Origin of the sequence: Nocardia sp. NPDC058705 (genome assembly GCF_042749305.1) — a bacterium.
Taxonomy (GTDB): Bacteria; Actinomycetota; Actinomycetes; order Mycobacteriales; family Mycobacteriaceae; genus Nocardia.
In genome coordinates this window covers 153,714-170,839 of sequence record NZ_JBHYRN010000001.1, presented here as the reverse complement: position 1 = coordinate 170,839, position 17,126 = coordinate 153,714, and the positions used below count along the sequence as shown (strand labels likewise).

Annotated in this window: 17 protein-coding genes; 9 read left to right on the top strand and 8 right to left on the bottom strand. The window is 65.6% G+C overall.

The genetic code is table 11. The features are described 5' to 3' along the window. Window positions 1-35 precede the first annotated feature (35 nt). Window positions 36-452 carry a GNAT family N-acetyltransferase gene (locus ACFW6D_RS00785; RefSeq protein ID WP_379323370.1) on the top strand — a complete coding sequence of 139 codons (417 nt, stop codon included), beginning with the start codon at window positions 36-38 and terminating at the stop codon, window positions 450-452. A gap of 186 nt (window positions 453-638) precedes the next feature. Continuing rightward, the gene (locus tag ACFW6D_RS00780; RefSeq protein ID WP_379323368.1) at window positions 639-980 is read left to right on the top strand and encodes an EthD domain-containing protein; all 342 of its coding nucleotides are present in this window, start codon (window positions 639-641) and stop codon (window positions 978-980) included. A 58-nt stretch (window positions 981-1,038) separates the two neighbouring features. On the opposite strand, the gene ACFW6D_RS00775 is transcribed toward ACFW6D_RS00780, so the two are convergent. Both ACFW6D_RS00775 and ACFW6D_RS00770 read right to left on the bottom strand, forming a co-directional pair. Next, the gene (locus tag ACFW6D_RS00775; protein ID WP_379324205.1) at window positions 1,039-1,968 is read right to left on the bottom strand and encodes an SMP-30/gluconolactonase/LRE family protein; all 930 of its coding nucleotides are present in this window, start codon (window positions 1,966-1,968) and stop codon (window positions 1,039-1,041) included. Between the two features lie 166 nt (window positions 1,969-2,134). Continuing rightward, window positions 2,135-3,046 (bottom strand): aminoglycoside phosphotransferase family protein, encoded by a 912-nt coding sequence (locus ACFW6D_RS00770; RefSeq protein ID WP_379323366.1) that lies wholly within the window; start codon window positions 3,044-3,046, stop codon window positions 2,135-2,137. Between the two features lie 236 nt (window positions 3,047-3,282). On the opposite strand from ACFW6D_RS00770, the gene ACFW6D_RS00765 reads away from it, so the two are divergent. Next, on the top strand, window positions 3,283-4,083 hold the full coding sequence (locus ACFW6D_RS00765) for a carbonic anhydrase (protein WP_379323364.1): 801 nt from the start codon (window positions 3,283-3,285) through the stop codon (window positions 4,081-4,083). 19 nt (window positions 4,084-4,102) lie between these two features. On the opposite strand, the gene ACFW6D_RS00760 is transcribed toward ACFW6D_RS00765, so the two are convergent. Beyond that, on the bottom strand, window positions 4,103-4,483 hold the full coding sequence (locus ACFW6D_RS00760) for a DUF4234 domain-containing protein (RefSeq protein WP_379323362.1): 381 nt from the start codon (window positions 4,481-4,483) through the stop codon (window positions 4,103-4,105). A 236-nt stretch (window positions 4,484-4,719) separates the two neighbouring features. Beyond that, complete coding sequence (locus ACFW6D_RS00755) at window positions 4,720-5,313, bottom strand: TetR/AcrR family transcriptional regulator (RefSeq protein ID WP_379323360.1); 594 nt, start codon at window positions 5,311-5,313, stop codon at window positions 4,720-4,722. Between the two features lie 79 nt (window positions 5,314-5,392). On the opposite strand from ACFW6D_RS00755, the gene ACFW6D_RS00750 reads away from it, so the two are divergent. The 3 genes from ACFW6D_RS00750 to ACFW6D_RS00740 all read left to right on the top strand — a co-directional run bounded on the left by ACFW6D_RS00750 (window position 5,393) and on the right by ACFW6D_RS00740 (window position 9,796). Then, window positions 5,393-6,673 (top strand): YhgE/Pip domain-containing protein, encoded by a 1,281-nt coding sequence (locus tag ACFW6D_RS00750; protein WP_379323359.1) that lies wholly within the window; start codon window positions 5,393-5,395, stop codon window positions 6,671-6,673. A 19-nt stretch (window positions 6,674-6,692) separates the two neighbouring features. Continuing rightward, a complete protein-coding gene (locus ACFW6D_RS00745; RefSeq protein ID WP_379323357.1) occupies window positions 6,693-8,507 on the top strand; it encodes an AMP-dependent synthetase/ligase in 1,815 nt (604 codons plus the stop codon). 131 nt (window positions 8,508-8,638) lie between these two features. Continuing rightward, on the top strand, window positions 8,639-9,796 hold the full coding sequence (locus ACFW6D_RS00740) for a fatty acid desaturase family protein (protein ID WP_379323355.1): 1,158 nt from the start codon (window positions 8,639-8,641) through the stop codon (window positions 9,794-9,796). A gap of 45 nt (window positions 9,797-9,841) precedes the next feature. Here the strand turns inward: ACFW6D_RS00740 and ACFW6D_RS00735 are convergent, their stop codons facing one another. The 3 genes from ACFW6D_RS00735 to ACFW6D_RS00725 all read right to left on the bottom strand — a co-directional run bounded on the left by ACFW6D_RS00735 (window position 9,842) and on the right by ACFW6D_RS00725 (window position 13,667). Next, entirely contained in the window at window positions 9,842-11,641 is a 1,800-nt protein-coding gene (locus ACFW6D_RS00735; RefSeq protein WP_379323353.1) for an acyl-CoA dehydrogenase, read from the bottom strand. 485 nt (window positions 11,642-12,126) lie between these two features. Continuing rightward, on the bottom strand, window positions 12,127-12,477 hold the full coding sequence (locus ACFW6D_RS00730; RefSeq protein WP_379323351.1) for a hypothetical protein: 351 nt from the start codon (window positions 12,475-12,477) through the stop codon (window positions 12,127-12,129). A gap of 2 nt (window positions 12,478-12,479) precedes the next feature. Beyond that, complete coding sequence (locus ACFW6D_RS00725) at window positions 12,480-13,667, bottom strand: epoxide hydrolase family protein (protein WP_379323349.1); 1,188 nt, start codon at window positions 13,665-13,667, stop codon at window positions 12,480-12,482. Between the two features lie 101 nt (window positions 13,668-13,768). On the opposite strand from ACFW6D_RS00725, the gene ACFW6D_RS00720 reads away from it, so the two are divergent. The 3 genes from ACFW6D_RS00720 to ACFW6D_RS00710 all read left to right on the top strand — a co-directional run bounded on the left by ACFW6D_RS00720 (window position 13,769) and on the right by ACFW6D_RS00710 (window position 15,773). Further along, window positions 13,769-14,335, top strand: coding sequence for a CGNR zinc finger domain-containing protein (locus ACFW6D_RS00720; RefSeq protein WP_379323347.1), 567 nt, complete (start codon window positions 13,769-13,771; stop codon window positions 14,333-14,335). Between the two features lie 32 nt (window positions 14,336-14,367). Next, complete coding sequence (locus tag ACFW6D_RS00715) at window positions 14,368-14,742, top strand: MerR family transcriptional regulator (protein ID WP_379323345.1); 375 nt, start codon at window positions 14,368-14,370, stop codon at window positions 14,740-14,742. A gap of 107 nt (window positions 14,743-14,849) precedes the next feature. After that, the gene (locus tag ACFW6D_RS00710; protein ID WP_379323343.1) at window positions 14,850-15,773 is read left to right on the top strand and encodes an NADP-dependent oxidoreductase; all 924 of its coding nucleotides are present in this window, start codon (window positions 14,850-14,852) and stop codon (window positions 15,771-15,773) included. A 72-nt stretch (window positions 15,774-15,845) separates the two neighbouring features. Here ACFW6D_RS00710 and ACFW6D_RS00705 read toward each other — a convergent pair whose 3' ends face one another. Beyond that, a complete protein-coding gene (locus ACFW6D_RS00705; protein ID WP_379323341.1) occupies window positions 15,846-17,072 on the bottom strand; it encodes a PucR family transcriptional regulator in 1,227 nt (408 codons plus the stop codon). Between the last annotated feature and the right edge of the window lie 54 nt (window positions 17,073-17,126).

Here is a 17,126-nt window from a genome sequence, read left to right as displayed (position 1 = left end):
GCTAGAAATGAGCCCGGCCTGACTATTCTGGACCGATGCTCGAGATCTCCACCGATCCTGGCGCCGTCGACCTCGACTGGCTCCACCACCGCCTGTCCACCGACGCCTACTGGGCGCTGGGCCGCAGCCGCGAACGCATCGAACGCCTGGTGGAGAACTCCCTGCCCTACAGCGTGTTCGACGACGGCACCCAGATCGCGTTCGCCCGCCTGATCACCGACCGCACCACCTTCGCCTGGCTCTCCGACGTCTACGTCGACCGACTCCACCGCGGCAAAGGCATCGGAAAACTCCTCCTCGACCGCATCATGGCCGATGCCGACACCTGGGGCCTACGCCGCATGCTCCTGGCAACCGCCGACGCCCACGCGCTCTACCGCCCCTACGGTTTCGTACCCCACCCCAAACCGGACCAGTGGCTGGAAAAGAACTGGCCCGACAACCCCTCCTGAGCGGCAGCACACGAGGAAAACAGAGTCGCGCACTGATTCCGGTTCGGCGCATTGCAGTAGAAGTCGGTTCGTCCCTGCAGTCCACTTTACTTGCCTAGGCAATAAATAATAGTTGCCTAGGCAAGTTATTCGGCCTATCATTCGAGTTGCCCAGGCAAGTGAAAATCAAACCCCTAGGAGTCCTCGATGATCAAGCTCAGCGTCTTCCTGACCCGACGTGCAGACCTCACCCACGAGGAGTTCGTGGACTACTGGACGCAGAAGCACACCCCGATGGTCGCGGGCCTGCCCGGGGGAGAGGTTCCGGTCCGGCGCTACGTCCAGCTCCTGCCCACCGATGACGAGATCCCCGGCATCGACACCGCCGCCTACGACGGTGTCGCCGAGCTGTGGGTCGACGACATCGCCGACGCCGCCCGCTGGTTCAGCTCCGAGACCTACGCCACGACCATCGCCGCGGACGAGGAGAAGTTTCTCGACCGCTCCCGGACCCGCTTCCTCTACACCACCGAGAGCCCGATCTTCTGAGCGCCGACGTCGACGACGACTCGCCGTCCCGACAACGCCTCCTGAGCGGCACGATGGGTCAAGGGGTGGCGGTGAGGGCGTTCGGGTCGAAGGCGCCGGGGACTTCGTAGATGGCGCCGGTGAAGGTGGCGGCGAACAGTCGTCCGGCGGAGAAACCGGCGGTACCGCGGCCGTAGGTGACGACGCTGGTCAGGGGGCCTGAGGTGCCGAGGACGCAGTACTGGTTGGGTGCGTCGACGCGGATGATGCGGCCCGAGAGGTTGAGGGGGACGACCGGGCGGTTCATCGAGTCCAGCGTCAGGCCGTCGGGGGTGGCCGTGGCGTCGAGATTCAGGAGTGATTGTGGTGCGCCGGGTGTGGCGATGGGAATCCGGCTGACCCCGGGGTTGACGAAAGTGCGTGAGACATAGAGGTATTCGTCGTCCGCGCCGAGTACGGCACCGTTGGCGCTGGGGAACCGCGCCCAGTCAGCTCGGACCGCGCCGTCGGCACCGATTCGGCCGACGAGATTGCCGAAGTCGTTCGTGGCGTAGACGGTGCCGTCGGCGGCAACGTCCATGCCGTTGGCGGCGCTGAGTCCGGTGGCGAACGGGGTCACCGCGCCGGTGTCGGGATCGACCTGCACGATGCCTGCCTGGCGCACCAAGTCACCGACCACGACCCGGGCATCGGCTCCGTAACCGACGAGGAGCTTGTCGTCGCGCGTCCAAGCGAGCGCACCGGCGCCACCGCTGGGCACGGTCGCGACGACCACGGCACGGGAGCCGGGAGCGTCGATCCGATACACGCGCCCGGTCACGAGATCGGTGGTGTACGCACGGCCCTTGGCGTCGACCGTGAGCCCTTCCACGACACCCGGCGCAGCGGCGACCTGCACCGCAGCCTGACCCGCGCCGCCACAATTACCCGCGGCCTGCGCGGTCGGCGCGACGACGACGGCAGCGGCGATGAACGCCGATGTCGCGAGGGGTAGAACAATTCGATGCAGGGCCTGCACTGGGCACCTCACTAGAGGGGGATGAGATTCGACCGGCACAAGAAGCCGAAGAGCGGCGGGAACACCACGATCGTTCGCACGCTAGCCGAGTTCGCCCCCAACATGGGCGGGAAGTCACCGAGTCGGTCACGACCGACAAGAAAAGTGAGCGACTACTTCAGAAAAGCATCTCGGCCAGCTGGTCGGTCGCCCGGATCAACCAGTCGGGGTCACCGTGCCGACGACCCCAGAGCGCGGCCTTGACCGCCCGCACCTGCGCCCACCGCCGCGCACGCTCGCGGTCGATTTCGGCTGCCTCGCAAAACAGATCGAGTCCGCGATGGATGTCGGTGGCCGGGTCGGACGCGAACAGCAGCGGCGCGAAACGGAGGCTGCGAATGACGGTGATCGTGTCGTAGGCGGGGTCGCCGACGTACCCCTTGGGGTCGATCGCGAGCCAGGGCTCACGATCGCCGCGCAGGACATTCGCGTCGTGGAGGTCGCCGTGCACGAGGGTCTCGGGCTGATCGGGGCCGAGGTCGCGCAAGGTCTCGGCGGCAATATCCAGGCTGCGGCGGGGGAGTGGGTTGCCCAGTTCGGCTGCGGTCGTGCGGATCTCGTCGGTCCAGTCGGCGACGATGTCGCTCAGCCGGGGTAGCCCGGCCGGGGCGTCGACGGCCAGTCGGTGTGACAGTCGGCCGAGTATGCCGACGGCCTCGTCGAAATCGGTGACATCGGTGACATCGGCGAGAGTGGCGCCGTCTGTGCGTTCGAGCAGCATCGCGTACCGCTCGTCGTCGCGTTCGAACAGCCGCACCGCACCTTGTCCGTTCCAGGCTACGAAGGCGTCGGGCTCGAACACATTGCCGGGGTGTGGAAATGAGATCTTGATGACCGCGGGCGGTAGGTCGCGGCGCCGCACCGGGATCACCACCCCGATACAGCCGTGCATGATCGGCCCATCTGGGACACACGACCAACGTTGCAGCAGTTCATCGGCCAAGCCGGGAAGCGCGGTGAGCCACTGCTGACCGGGCTCGCGCTCGCGACTGATTGTCTCGTGGGCGAACGCTTCCGGGATGTCGATCATGATCCGACCTTAGGTGCGAGAGCGGGCCGGGTGTGACCTATCTCGCCGCCTTCGGCTCTGGCCTGTGTAGTGAGCATCGGCATAGCCTGGGTCTTCGCGCACTCGCGAAATCGATTGCACTAGAAGGATATTCGGTACAAATCGGACACCATGCGAGGGGGCGATTCGCTGATTGCGTGCCCTGCCGTCCCGGAGACACCGGGCTGACGGCAGAACCCTGGTAAGGAGCTGTGCCGGTGTCGGTTCGTCGTAGTGCAAGCCCTGTTCGATCCGTCGTGAACCGGCGCAGCGCCCTCGTCGCGCTGGCACTGCTCGCGGCGGCCGGCTGTGGGGGATCGGTGGTGGCCGGTGAACCGCACTGGGATTACGACGCCGAAGGTCCCGATCACTGGGCCGACCTCGACCGCGGTTACGCGACCTGCCGGGCCGGTCACGCCCAATCGCCGATCGCCCTGGACGGCCCCACCGAAATTCACCCCACCGACCACATCGAGGTCGACTACCGCCCCGTCCCGGCAGTGTCACTGCTCAACAACGGTCACACCATCCAGGCGAGTGTCCCGGCCGAGTCCGGCAATGCCATCGTTGTCGACCGCACCCGATTCACCCTGACACAGTTCCACTTCCACCTGCCGAGCGAGCACACCGTCGACGGCACCGAGACCGCCATGGAGCTACACCTCGTCCACGCCGCCGCGTCTGGCCGCCTCGCCGTTCTCGCGGTCCTGCTGCGCGCAGACAAAGAGCCGTCGCCGCTGAGCCGAGTGCTCACCGCGTCGCCGACCCATCCCGGCCGCACCGAAGCAGTCACCGCCGTCGACCCCCGCGGATTCGTGCCGACCGACCTCGCCCAATTCCGCTATCAGGGCTCGCTGACGACACCGCCCTGCACCGAGGGCGTCGAGTGGATTGTGTTCCGCCACTCGGCCCCGGTGTCCGTCACCGACGTCGACAATTACCGCGCACTGTTCCCCCACAGCAACCGCCCGACCCAACCACGCTACGGGCGCCCGGTGATCCTCGCGGGACCCAACTGAATCCGGGCGCCGTTCGCTGCTACTGGTTGTCGAGCGCGGCGATCTTGTTCAGCTCGACCTGGTAGTACAGGATGCCGAGGCCGAGGACGAAATTCAGCAGGAACGCGATGCCGGGGCTGCACGACGGTTCCAGGCCGGCGTTCTCCTGCGTCGCGCGGATGCGGCTACCGGTCCGCCAGAAACTGATGAGCGCGGCGATGCCGGTCCAGCCGAGGAAGATCATCACCAGCAGCGGGCCCGCGACCGGCGCCTCGGGATCGCGCCGCTGTTCGGCCATCTCCTTGTGGATCTTGTAGTACCAGACGAAGAAGTAGATCCCGAGCGTGATGATCGGAAATACGATCCACACCAGCACCGGATTGCGCTTGAGAACCGGAGACTGGGTGAGGGTGGTGGTCATTGTCAGTGAAACCTATCTTCGTTCGGAACAGAGCCGCCCACAGGCAATAGACAGGCGAGAAAGGTCGCGAAGCGATATTCCCCCTGGCCTCGTGGGCGAAGCGAAACATACTGCACCACAGGTACTTCCGCCACCGCAGCGCCGGATGCTCGCGCAGGTCGAAACCTCGACTGGATATCTCACTGAAGAATCGTCGCGCGATTGTGGAAAGCACCGAATCGCATCGACATGATCGGTCAGCTCGACCGGGGGAGTAGGCCAAGGGTCAGGTGGCTCACCAGATCATCGAGTAGTTGTTCGGAGTCGAAGTCGGCGGTGTAGCCGGAGCCGATGAAGGTGGCCAAACCCTGCAGGGCCGCCAAGGCGGACAGCCCGAGGCGTCGCGGATCGCCTGCGACGATCTCGCCCGCGGCTTGGCCCTCGGCGATGAGCGCTATGGGGACCGCGAACGCGCGGTCGACGGCTTGCTGCACGTCGGCGGAGGTGGGGTTGTGCCTGCGCGCGAACATCAGCGGCAGGAGTTCGGCATTGTCGACGGCGAATCGCAGGTAGGCGTAGGCGACCGTCTGCAGGCGTGTCGTGATCGGTCCTTCGATCACCGCCTGCTCGAAACAGGCGCCGAGACGGTGCAATCCGGTGACGGCCAGCGCGTCGAGCAGTGCCTGCTTGTCGCGGAAATGTCGACTCGGGGCCGCATGGCTGACCCCGGTGTCGCGGGCCAGCTGACGTAGCGAAAGCCCGTCGACGCCCGCTTCGCGCAATGTCGCCTCGGCGCGCGTCAGCAGCGCGGCGCGGAGGTCTCCGTGGTGGTACGGGGTGTGCAGCGACATGGTACGAGCAGGATATCCGACACCCAGCCAAATGTTTGCGTTGACTACTTTGTAGTCACTGACTACATTGACGAAGGCCATGACTGACAACACCGCGCCGCCCCACCAGCGCAGCATGCCGATCCGCGAATGGCTGGCCCCGATCACCCTGGTCACCATCCTCGCGGCGCTGCTGGGCACCATGTACCTCGGCTACACCGCCGACCCAGAGAAACACCTGCACGATTTCCCGATCGCGCTGGTCAACCAGGACGTCGGCGACACCGTCGCAGGCAAACCCGCCGACATCGGCGAACAGATCACCACGGCGCTGCGCGAGAACATCCCCGCCGACAAGATCGACCTGCGCGAAGTCGGCATCAACGAAGCCCAACGACAACTGCGCAACGGCGAGGTCTACGGCGCCATCGTCATCCCCGGCGACTTCACCAAGCGCGTCGCCATCCTCGGCACCGCCTCCGTCGTCCCCGGCGAGATCGAACAGCCGATCATCTCCGTGCTCACCAACCCGCGCGCCGGAACCCTCGCCGCACAGATCATGCAAACCATCGCCGACCAGGCCATGACCCAGGTGAACACCACCGTCGGCGCCCAGCTCGCCGACCAGGTCAAGAGCGCGATCGGCACCACCCCGCTCAGCGGCGCCGCCCAACTGCAGCTCAGCACACCGATCGACGTCGTCGTCACGCCGTATCACCCGCTCCCCGAAGGCACCGGCCAAGGCCTGGCGGCGTTCTTCTACACCCTGGTCCTGCTGATCGTCGGTTTCAGCGGCGCCATGATGATCAACTCGCTGGTCGACGCCTCGCTCGGCTTCGTCCCCGCCGAATACGGCCCCTGGCACAAACCGGCCACGCGCGCCCCGATCAGCCGCTGGCGCACCCTGCTCATCAAATGGGGGATCGCCGCGATCAGCGCACCGATCGCCTCGGCGGTATTCCTCGGCATCGGCGCTCTGCTGAACATGTCGCTCGAACGGCCGCTGCTGCTGTTCCTCTACGGCGCACTGGCCATCGCCGCCATCGCCATCACCGGCCTGTCCGTCATGGCCGCGTTCGGCACGGCGGGGTTGATGATCAACCTCATCGTGTTCGTGGTGCTCGGCATCCCGTCGTCCTCGGGCACCATCCCCCTGGAAGCGACCCCGCGCTGGATCGCCGACATGGCCACCTTCGAACCCATGCACCAGATCTACCTGGCCGTGCGCGCCATCCTGTTCTTCGACGGACACATGGAAGCCGGTATGGCGCAGGGACTCTGGATGACCCTCGCCGGCCTGACGATCGGCCTGGTCCTCGGTGCCGTCGCGACCAACACCTACGACCTGCGCGGGCTGCATCGCCTCGCGCCCGCGCAGTAACCCCTTGGAGGGCCCCGTAATGGAGGAGTTCGAAGCCCCGGCTTCCTACCTGATTCCCGAGCACGCGAACAACTCCGACAGCGTGTTCCGCCACGCCGAACAGTCACCGCACGCGGTGCTGTTCAACGTCACCGACGGCAGCGGCGAACTCGTCGACGTCACCGCCGCCCAATTCGCCCGAACGGTCACCGATGTGGCGAAAGGACTCATCGCCACCGGTATCGAACACGGCGACCGCGTCGCGATCATGGCCCCCACCCGGTACGAATGGGTCGTACTCGACCACGCGATCTGGGCCACCGGCGGCTGCACGGTCGCCATCTACGACAGCTCCGCCGCCGAACAGGCGAAGTGGATCCTGCAGGATTCCGCGACGAAACTGCTCATCGTCGACAGCGACAAACACCGCAACGTCATCGAGCAGATCGACCCCGCCGCCCTGCCCGCGCTGCGTGAAACCCTGCAGATCGACCACGGCCTCGTCGACGAACTGACCGGTCGCGGCGCCCACCTCGACGACCAGGCCGTCCACACCCGCCGCGCCCAGGTCGGAGCGTCCTCGCCCGCCACCCTGATCTACACCTCCGGCACCACCGGCCGCCCCAAGGGCGTGATCCTCACGCACGCCAACCTCTGGGCCGAGTCGAAAGCCGACCGTATCGCTCTGAGCGCGTTCGTCTGCGAAGGCAACAAGACGCTGATGTTCCTGCCGCTCGCCCACGTTTTCGCGCGTGCCGTGACGCTGGCAGGACTCGATGCGAAAGTGGTCGTCGCGTTCAGTTCCGACTGGTCCACGCTGGTCGAGCAGTTCGGCAGCTTCCGCCCGGACTTCATCCTCGCGGTGCCGCGGGTGTTCGAGAAGGTCTTCCACGGTGCGAAGCAGAAGTCGCACGCCGACGGCAAGGGCAAGATCTTCGACCTGGCCACCGAGACGGCAGTCGCCTGGAGCGAATCCCTGGATACCGGCGGCCCCGGTGTGCTTCTGCGGCTGAAGCACACCCTGTTCGACAAGCTCGTCTACCGCAAACTCCGCCTCGCACTCGGCGGACAGTGCGGTGCGGCGGTCTCCGGCGGCGGACCCCTCGGTGCCCGACTCGGACACTTCTTCCGCGGCGTCGGCATCCCCATCTACGAGGGCTACGGCCTCACCGAAACCACGGCCGCCATTACCGTGAACACCCCCGCCAACACTCGCGTCGGCACCGTCGGCCGCCCGACCGAGGGCCACGGCGTCAAGATCGCCGCCGACGGCGAACTCCTGCTGCGCGGTCCGGTCGTCTTCGACGAGTACTGGGGCAACCCCGAAGCCACCGCCGACGCCTTCGACGACGGCTGGTTCCGCACCGGCGACCTCGGCACCATCGACCGCGACGGCTACCTCACCATCACCGGCCGCAAGAAGGAAATCCTCGTCACCGCAGGCGGAAAGAACGTCTCGCCCGGATTGCTGGAAGACTCACTGCGCGCCCACCCGCTGATCAGCCAGGCGATGGTGGTCGGTGACGGTCGCCCGTTCGTCGGCGCCCTGATCACCCTCGACCCCGAAGCGCTCCCCGCGTGGAAGAAGAGCCACAACTTACCCGCCGACACCACCACCGAAGCTTTGATCGCGAACCCGGATCTCACCGCCGAGATCGATGCGGCGATAGCCGACACCAATAAGAACGTGTCCAAGGCCGAGGCGATCAAGAAGATCCGCATTCTGCCCGTCGACTGGACCGAGACGACCGGCGAACTGACGCCGAAGATGTCGCTCAAGCGCGCAGAGGTCATGCGGAAGTACGCCGACGACGTCGAGAAGATCTACGGATCCGCCACCGACGACAGTCGATGACACCAAATCCGGTCCATCAGTCTGTTACGTCTCCTTAATTACTTACTTCCGGTCCGAAACAGCCCCCGAGTTCGTACTCTCACCTGGACCGCCCGGCGCGGCGGCACCAGAACAGGGGTTGAAGACAGCGAATGGCTATATCTGACGTCGAGGCGTACACGCACCTCTCGCCGACCGACATCGAAGAGTTCGGGCAGCGACTGGACGCACTGCGCGAGCAGATCGAATCCAGCTTGGGCGAGCGCGACGCGAAATACATCAAGACCGTCATCGGTGTGCAGCGGGCCTGCGAGATCGCCGCCCGGCTGGTGCTGCTCGACTCGGGTCGCAAACGTAGTTGGTGGTGGGGGACAGGGCTGCTCACCCTGTCCAAGGTGCTCGAGAACATGGAGATCGGGCACAACGTCATGCACGGCCAGTGGGACTGGATGAACGATCCGGAAATCCACTCCACCACCTGGGAATGGGACCATTCCATGCCCGCCGCGCACTGGAAAGAAGCGCACAACTACCGCCATCACATTTTCACCAACGTGCTCGGCATGGACCCCGACGAGGGCTACGGACTGCTGCGCATCACCCGCGACCGCCGCTGGCGTCCCTACCACCTCGGCAACTTCGTCTACCTCATCCCGGTGTCGCTGCTCTACGAGCTGGGAATGTGCGTGTACCACTTGGAAATTCCGCGCGTCCTGGCCGGCAAGAAGGACAAGAAGAGCTTCCTGAAAGCCCGCGACGAGATCGTCCACAAGGCAGGAAAACAGCTGCTCAAGGACTACGTCATCTTCCCCGCGCTGACCGGGCGCAACTGGAAATCGACGATCCGCGCCAACATCACCGCCAACCTGACCAAGAACGTCTGGGAGCAGATCGTCACCTTCTGCGGACATTTCCCCGACGGCGCGGAGAAGTTCACCAAGCGCGATATCGAGGGCGAGACTCGCGGCGAATGGTATCTGCGCCAGTACCTGGGCAGCGCCAACATCGACGTCGGTCCGCTGATGCGCATCATGACCGGCACCCTCAGCCACCAGATCGAACACCACCTGTTCCCGGACCTGCCGAGCAACCGGCTCCCGGAAATTCAGCGTGAGGTGCGCAAACTCGCCGCCGAATACCGTCTTCCGTACACGACGGGAAGTCTCGTCCGCCAGTACGGGTTGACCCTGCGCACCATCGCGAAGCTGTCGTTGCCGGACAAGTACCTCACCGCCGACGCTGACGAGGCCCCCGAAACCAGTTCCGAAAAGGCAACTGAATCCCGGCGCCTCACACCCATTCCCGCCTGACTCACCCCGGTGCCCCCGACAACGTTGTCGGGGGCACCGGTCGGTTCAGAGGCAGTTCGGGTCGGTGTCCAGCAGGAGGGTGTCCAGGCTCGCGAGAGTGGTGAGCTGCTGCGCGACCTTGGGCAGTTCGAACGTGTAGAAGAAGCGCGCGGCGGCGCGTTTGCCGTCGTAGAACGAGCCTTCCCGGTCGCCCGCGGCCACGAGCTGCTCGAGCCAGATCCACGCGATCACGACATGGCCGAAGGACTCCAGGTAGAGCGACGAATTGGCGAGCGCGACCGCAGGGTCGCCGGTGGACCACAACCGCATCGTGGTATCGACGACCTGGGTCCACGCGGCACCGAGCTGCTCGGCCTGAGCCGCGGCCTGTCCGCCCAGCTCGCTCGCACGACCGATGGTCTTCTCGATTTCCGCGCCCAGCAGTACCATTCCGGCACCGCCCTGCATCACTACCTTGCGACCGAGCAGATCCAAGCCCTGCACACCATGGGTGCCCTCGTGGATGGGGTTGAGGCGGTTGTCGCGGTAGTGCTGTTCGACGTCGTAGTCGGTGGTGTAGCCATAGCCGCCGTGCACCTGGATCGCGAGGCTGTTCGCTTCCAGGCACCACTGCGACGGCCAGCTCTTGGCGATCGGGGTCAGCACGTCGAGCAGCAACGCGGCAGCGGCGCGTGCGTCGGACTCCGGCGCGGTAGCAGCGTCGTCGACCAGCCGCGCGCAGTACAGGTTCAATGCCATCGCGCCCTCGACATAGGACTTCTGAGCCAGCAGCATCCGCCGCACATCGGGATGCTCGATGATCGGAACAGGCGGTGACAGCGGATCTTTGACCCCGAGTGGCCGACCCTGCGCGCGCACCTTCGCGTAGGCGAGGGACTTGCGGTAACCCGTGTAGCCGAGCACCGTCGCCAGCATCCCGACACCGACCCTGGCCTCGTTCATCATGTGGAACATGTAGGACAGACCACGCCCCTCCGCCCCGACGAGGAACCCGACCGCACCGGCCTTGCCACGGGGCGAATGGGTGCCGTCACCGAAGGCGAGGTGGGTGTTGGCGGTGCCGCGGTTGCCCATCTTGTGATTGAGGCCGATCAGCGTCACGTCATTGCGTTCCCTGCTCGAGCCGTTCGCTTCGGGCAGGTACTTCGGCACGATGAACAGCGAAATGCCCTTGATCCCGGGCGGACCATCGGGGGTTTTCGCCAGCACGAGATGCACGATGTTGTCGGAAAGTTCGTGATCGCCACCCGAGATCCACATCTTGGTCCCGGCCACGCGATAGGTTCCGTCGTCCTGGCGGATGGCACGGGTGGTGATGTCGGCCAGCGAGGAGCCTGCCTGCGGTTCCGACAGACACATCGTCCCGAAATAACGTCCCTCGAGCATCGGCCGCACGTACTCGTCGATCTGGCTCGCGGTGCCGTACTCGGCGAGGAGATTGGCATTGGCCATGGTGAGCAACGGGTAGGAGGCGGTGCTGGCATTGGCGGCTTGCAGCCAGGCCATCGCGACGCGCGCGATCGTCGCAGGCAGTTGCATGCCCCCGAGTTCCTCGTCGAACTGACCGGACATCAGCCCGGCTTTGGCGAAGATCTCCAGGGCGTGGCCGACCTCGTCGATCATCTCCACGGTGCCGTCGGGACGCATCACCGGCTGGTTCTGGTCAGCCTTCTTGTTGTGCGGGGCGAACTCCTTGATCGCGATGTCGGCGCTCAGCTCCAGCACCGCGTCGAACGTCTCCCGCGAATGCTCCGCGAACCGTTCACGGCTGGTCAGCGCGCCGATATCGAGCCACTCGTAGAGCAGGAATTCGAGATCGCGCTTGCAGAGTACGTCGTCGGTCACGGTGCATCCGTTCTCAGGTAGGTGAAATAAGCGCTTGCTTAGTTCATTCTGGACCCACCGGCGACCTGTCGTCAAAAATACAACGAGATTCTCCACCCAGGCACATTCCATACTTTCGTCACTGTGACGAATTGAGGGCGGGGAAGCGGGGAGGGGGAGTGTCACCCTTCGTCTGACTGATTCACATTGCCGAGGTCACAGTACCCAGATTCGGTGATCGGCACATTCAGCGCGAATGGTCATCAATCGGAAAACCCAAGAATTTCCAGATTTCCGTCGAATTGTCGTCCCGCATGCTGGACACGCGATAACGCGGCGGAAGCATTCGCTCGACATAAATGGTTGAGGCTTCAGTGAGGCGCCGTTCAAATGGAATAGGCAGGCAGTGCAGCCCGGCATGTACTGCAAACATCCGCGAAACCCCTTCTGACAGGCCGCCTTCAAACGCCGATAATGCACATTATGTCAAGTAACCCTGCGATCGGTCAGCGAGGCGTGAGCGTGATGGCGCCGATCTCCACTCCACCCAGATACGCCGGTCCCCTGTACCCGCCCTGTCCGTCGCTGATCAGCACCACTCGGTGACCGGGAAACAGGTCTACGTAACCACCGTCGGGCGTCGAATGGATCGGGTAACGCCCGATCAAGACCAGGTCCCCGCCTTCGACGCGCCCTTCGCGTTGCAGGAGCACGATGCCGGCCGACCACGTCGTTGACGTGTAGACGCCGGGCTCGACGTCGGCGGACGCTTGACCAGCTGCGCCGAAGAGCACGGCGGAACCTACTGCCACAGCGATCGCGGCCGTTCGGACTATGGGTCCGGTGCGTATGGACATCGTCAACTCCTGTTGCCTCGGGTCACCAACTCTACGCCTGCGAGGACTGCTGAGAGGCCTTCCTGGAGGTCCTTGACGAAGTACTCAGGGACCTCCAGTGATGGGAAGTGTCCCCCGGTTTCGGGCGCGTTCCAGCGGACGATCTGGCGGTATCGCTCTTGCGCCCAAGGGCGGGGGCACTTCTCGATGTCGCGGGGGTACATGGTGATTGCGGTTGGCACGTCGACTCGGAGTTCGGGGTCGAGTGAGTTGTGGCTTTCGTAGTAGATGCGGGCCGCTGAGGAGCCGGACCTGGTCAGCCAATACAGGGTGACGTCGTCGAGGATGCGGTCTCTCGAGATTCTTTCGAACGGGCTGTCTTCGGTGTCCGACCATTCGGCGAACTTGTCGAGGATCCAGGCGAGGAGTCCGACCGGTGAGTCGACGAGTGAGTAGCCGATGGTCTGCGGTCTGGTTGCCTGCTGTTTCGCGTATGCCGCTCGGTGGTGCCAGAAGTCGTGGGTTTCCTCGGTCCACTTGCGCTCGAGTGCTGTGAGTCCGGCTGTGATCAGTCCGGGCGGGCCTTCCGCGAACGTTGTGTGGATGCCGAGGACGTGCTCCGGGAATCTGCCGGCGAGCACCGTGGTGATGTTGCCTCCCCAGTCGCCGCCGTGGGCTGCGAACTCGCGGTAGCCGAGCCTTCCCATCAGCGCCACCCAGGCGGCCGCGATCTTCTCGGTCCCCCACCCCGTGGTGGTCGGCTTGTCGCTGTAACCGAAGCCGGGCAGTGACGGGACCACTACGTGGAATGCGGGTGCGGCTGGGTCTTTCGGATCTGCCAGCTCGTCTATTACGTCGATGAACTCGGCGATGCTGCCCGGCCAGCCGTGCGTCACGATCAGCGGAATGGCATCCGCGCGCGCGGATCGGCGGTGCAGGAAGTGGATTCCGAGACCATCGATGATCGTGCGGTACTGGCCGATCCGGTTGAGGCGCTCTTCGAACGACCGCCAGTTGTACTCGGTACGCCAGTAGTCCACCACGTCGACTAGGTCGGCCAGCGGGACGCCCTGCGCCCATCGGCGCGGGTCGGGCGCTGCGCGGTAGACCGTCTCGGGCTCCGGTAGCCGGGCTGCGGCCAGGCGTGCGCGCAGATCGTCGAGGTCGGCGTCGGGTGCGTGGGCTTCGAATGGTTGTACGTCGCTGGGCATGAGACCTCCTGACATCGCGGAACCGGCTACGGATATCGAGAACCGTCTTAGATGGTTCTAACACCTCTCCCCTCTCACAGGCAACCGGCTAAGGTGGTTCCATGCGTGCCGAGTTCCCTGAATTTCGCCTCGGGAGTGTGCTGGCGACCAGCTTCACGGCGACCCTGACAGAGCGTCATGGTGACCGCGTCGAGCGCATCCCCACGCCGCAGCGACTCATCGACTGGCTGGCGGTGAACGGCCTCGCCGTGGACTCTTGCACCCCCGCCCAGCTCGAACATGCCCAGGAACTCAGGGAATCCATTCACACCGCGGTGACAGCGGCCGCGACCCACGACGCTCCCCCGGCGTCTGCTGTGCAAATCATCAACGACTGCAGCATTCGAGGCCGGGCGTCGGCCGTCTTGACACCTGAGCGCACTCGGCACTGGCAACTCGGCTGCGTGGAAGATGCCCTGGGCGTCATCGCCGCCGACGCGATCAGCATCATCGCAGGCGAACGCGACGGAAAACTGGCCTTGTGCGCGTCGCCGACCTGCCGAGCCGCCTTCTTCGACACCAGCCAGAGTCGCACCCGAAAATGGTGTGACATGAACACGTGCGGAAACCGTCAGAAGAAGGCGCGCTTCATCGCCAACCAGCGCAGAACTCCGTCGTCGGCGATCTGAACCCGGGGCATGCCGGGACGTAGGCTTTCAGGATGCGGATCGGTGAGCTGTCCAAACGCACGGGCGTGAGTGCGCGCTCGTTGCGGTACTACGAGGAGCAGGGTCTGCTGACCAGCTCCCGCTCCGACACCGGGCAGCGCCACTATTCCGATGCCGCGGTCGAACGCGTGTCGCTCATCCAGCAGCTGTTCGACGCGGGAATGTCGAGCCGGGTGATAGCGACTGTGCTGCCGTGCGTGGAGACCCCCGGTGACCCGGCCGTCGTCGAGGAGGCGTTCGAGACGATGACGCGTGAGCGCGCGCGCATCGACGCCGATATCGCGCACCTGGTCGAGACCCGCGCAGCACTCGATGTGCTGATGAGGATCAATGCCCGGCACCAGGAGCAAGCGGCTCGGTCGGCCTGACCGCTGTGACCTGCCTCTCGACCGGTTGCCTCTGACATTGATGTGAGGGGTGAGGATTGCTGTAGTGCCCGGAACCACCGGGTCGGCCGGACGAAGGGCAGCGAAAAATGGGGCAAGCATGGGGTTTCAGCAGGTATGGCGGGCCCGAGGTGCAGGAGTTCTTCGAACGCCCCGATCCTGTGCCGGGTCGCGGCGAGGTGCTGATCCGGGTCGACGTCGCCGGTGTGAATCCCCTCGATCACGCGCTGCGCTCAGGTCTGGTCCCCGGGCTCGACGGCGGCCGTCCGTTTCCGCTCGTGCTCGGCATGGAGGCGGCGGGAACCGTGCTCGCCCTAGGTGCGGAGGTCGACGGGCTCGAGGTGGGTGACGCGGTCTTCGGCTTCGCGCTCACCGGTGGTGGCACCTACGCCGAGACGACGGTGCTGTCCGCGCCGAATACCGCGCGCATCCCGGCCGGTCTGTCCGCGACGGTGGCGGCAACGCTGCCGGTGGCCGGGACGACCGCGGTGGATGCGCTCGACCAGCTCGGTCTCGCGGCCGGTGCCACGATCCTGGTCAACGGGGTCGGCGGTGGAGTCGGGCTCGCAGTCGCCCGGCTGGCTCGCGCACGCGAGTTGAGGGTGCTCGGCACCGGGAGCGCCGCCAAACGCGAGCACGCCGACGTCATCGGGGTGCGGTTCATCGATTACACCGCCGTAGACGTCGCCGCCGCGGTGCGCGATCTCGCTCCGGGCGGTGTCGACGGAATCGTCGACCTGGTCGGCGGGACCGCGCTGCGGACGGTCGCTGCGCTGGCTCGGGACCCCCGCAACGTCATCGCCGTGGGTGATATGTCCGTAGCCGATCTCGGCGGGCGATTCATCGAACGTCGTCTCGATCGCGAGAACCTGGAGCGATCGGCCCGGCTGGCCCTGGACGGAATCCTCGCACCTGTGATCACCGCGGTTCATCCGCTCTCCGATGCCACGGCCGCCCTCGCCACCGTCGAGAACGGTCACGCCTCGGGCAAGGTCGTCATCAAGGTGACGTGAGAAGGCCCGTGCGGCGTCCGTCACGGAGCAGACCGTCATCGATGCTGTGCGGGACGCACAAACTGTCCGGGCTCAGATTGTCCGGGTCAGGACGTGTCGGTACCAGCGGCAGATGCCGAGGGCGAAACGGAGTTCGAAGGTGTCGGTGTCCACCGCGATGCCGTAGCGGCCGGTGACCTGTTGGATGCGGTACTGGACGGTGTTGCGGTGGACACCGAGGACGCGGGCGGTGCGGGAGAAGCTGGCAGCTTCGGCGAGAAAGACGTCGAGGGTGTTCCGCAGGAGTTCGGTCTTGGCGCCCTCGACGGCGAGTGGACCGAGGACGCGGTGGACGAGGCCGGCCAGCTCGTCGGGGTCGTCGGACAGCAGCGCGAACGGCGCGATCGCGGTGTAGTCGACGACAGCGGGCGCGGTCTCCCCTGCTGAGACGACCAGCGCCTTGGCTCGTGCCGCGCTGCGGGCCGAGCGCCGGAATCCGGACAGTCCGTCGCCGACCGGGCCGAGCGCAACGCGCACAGGTAGTCCGGAGGCCTCGAGCTGCGCGGTGAGTTCGTCGAGCGCGCATGCCTGCTCGGTGGGAAACCAGAGGCACATCGCCCGGTCCCCCGATGCTGCGACCAATTCGGTGCCGCCGGTGCGCATCGCCGCGGACAGCAGTTGCCGGGCCTGCTCGAGCGCGCGCACAGCGTCGGTGCCGGTCACCGTCGACCACACTTCGGCCGCGTGATGGCACTGGTCGAGCCGGTAGTCCAGTACTTCCTCAGCGGCTGCGACGTCGACATCGTCGTTGTCGAGCAGTCGCGCGATCCACTGCTGCCGGGCGGCTTGGCGGCTGCTGAGCCAGCGATCCCGTTCCGCCTCGTAGATCCGGCCCATCGACGAGTTGAGCCGGTCCAGGTAGGTCCCCGCGAATTTGAGGAGTTCGGCGATCCGGGCGGGTTGGTCGGGGCCGGGGGTGGCGAGGATCAGGCCGATCGCCGCGTCGAGGATGCGGTACTGGCCCAGTCCGTAGGCGCGCAGCAGAATCGTCAGTGGCACGCCGCGTCTGGCCAGGCGCTGGGCGTATGCGGCGGCTCCGGCGGGTGGGCTCACGTTGGCGGGGTCGATGCTGTTGGCCAGGACGTACTGCACCGCGGCAATGTTTTCCGCGATGCTGGCTGCCCGCATCTCGCCGAGGTCGGCGGCGACGTCGTTGAGCGGGATCATCTGCTCGGTGACCCGGATGAGGTCTTCGGTGATGGCGTCGACGCGGGGGGCGAGCGCTTGTCCCACCCAGACCAGGGATCCGTATGCCGCCACAATGCTTCCGTCCGTTGAACAAAAACCGTCGAAAGCATTGTGCCATCAGCACAA

Coding starts and splice junctions, on each gene's coding strand:
- ACFW6D_RS00760 (WP_379323362.1), bottom strand. CDS start 4,483: ATGACCACCACCCTCACCCAGTCTCCGGTTCTCAAGCGCAATCCGGTG.
- ACFW6D_RS00710 (WP_379323343.1), top strand. CDS start 14,850: ATGGGGCAAGCATGGGGTTTCAGCAGGTATGGCGGGCCCGAGGTGCAG.
- ACFW6D_RS00725 (WP_379323349.1), bottom strand. CDS start 13,667: ATGCCCAGCGACGTACAACCATTCGAAGCCCACGCACCCGACGCCGAC.
- ACFW6D_RS00780 (WP_379323368.1), top strand. CDS start 639: ATGATCAAGCTCAGCGTCTTCCTGACCCGACGTGCAGACCTCACCCAC.
- ACFW6D_RS00785 (WP_379323370.1), top strand. CDS start 36: ATGCTCGAGATCTCCACCGATCCTGGCGCCGTCGACCTCGACTGGCTC.
- ACFW6D_RS00730 (WP_379323351.1), bottom strand. CDS start 12,477: ATGTCCATACGCACCGGACCCATAGTCCGAACGGCCGCGATCGCTGTG.
- ACFW6D_RS00750 (WP_379323359.1), top strand. CDS start 5,393: ATGACTGACAACACCGCGCCGCCCCACCAGCGCAGCATGCCGATCCGC.
- ACFW6D_RS00745 (WP_379323357.1), top strand. CDS start 6,693: ATGGAGGAGTTCGAAGCCCCGGCTTCCTACCTGATTCCCGAGCACGCG.
- ACFW6D_RS00770 (WP_379323366.1), bottom strand. CDS start 3,046: ATGATCGACATCCCGGAAGCGTTCGCCCACGAGACAATCAGTCGCGAG.
- ACFW6D_RS00715 (WP_379323345.1), top strand. CDS start 14,368: ATGCGGATCGGTGAGCTGTCCAAACGCACGGGCGTGAGTGCGCGCTCG.
- ACFW6D_RS00720 (WP_379323347.1), top strand. CDS start 13,769: ATGCGTGCCGAGTTCCCTGAATTTCGCCTCGGGAGTGTGCTGGCGACC.
- ACFW6D_RS00740 (WP_379323355.1), top strand. CDS start 8,639: ATGGCTATATCTGACGTCGAGGCGTACACGCACCTCTCGCCGACCGAC.
- ACFW6D_RS00755 (WP_379323360.1), bottom strand. CDS start 5,313: ATGTCGCTGCACACCCCGTACCACCACGGAGACCTCCGCGCCGCGCTG.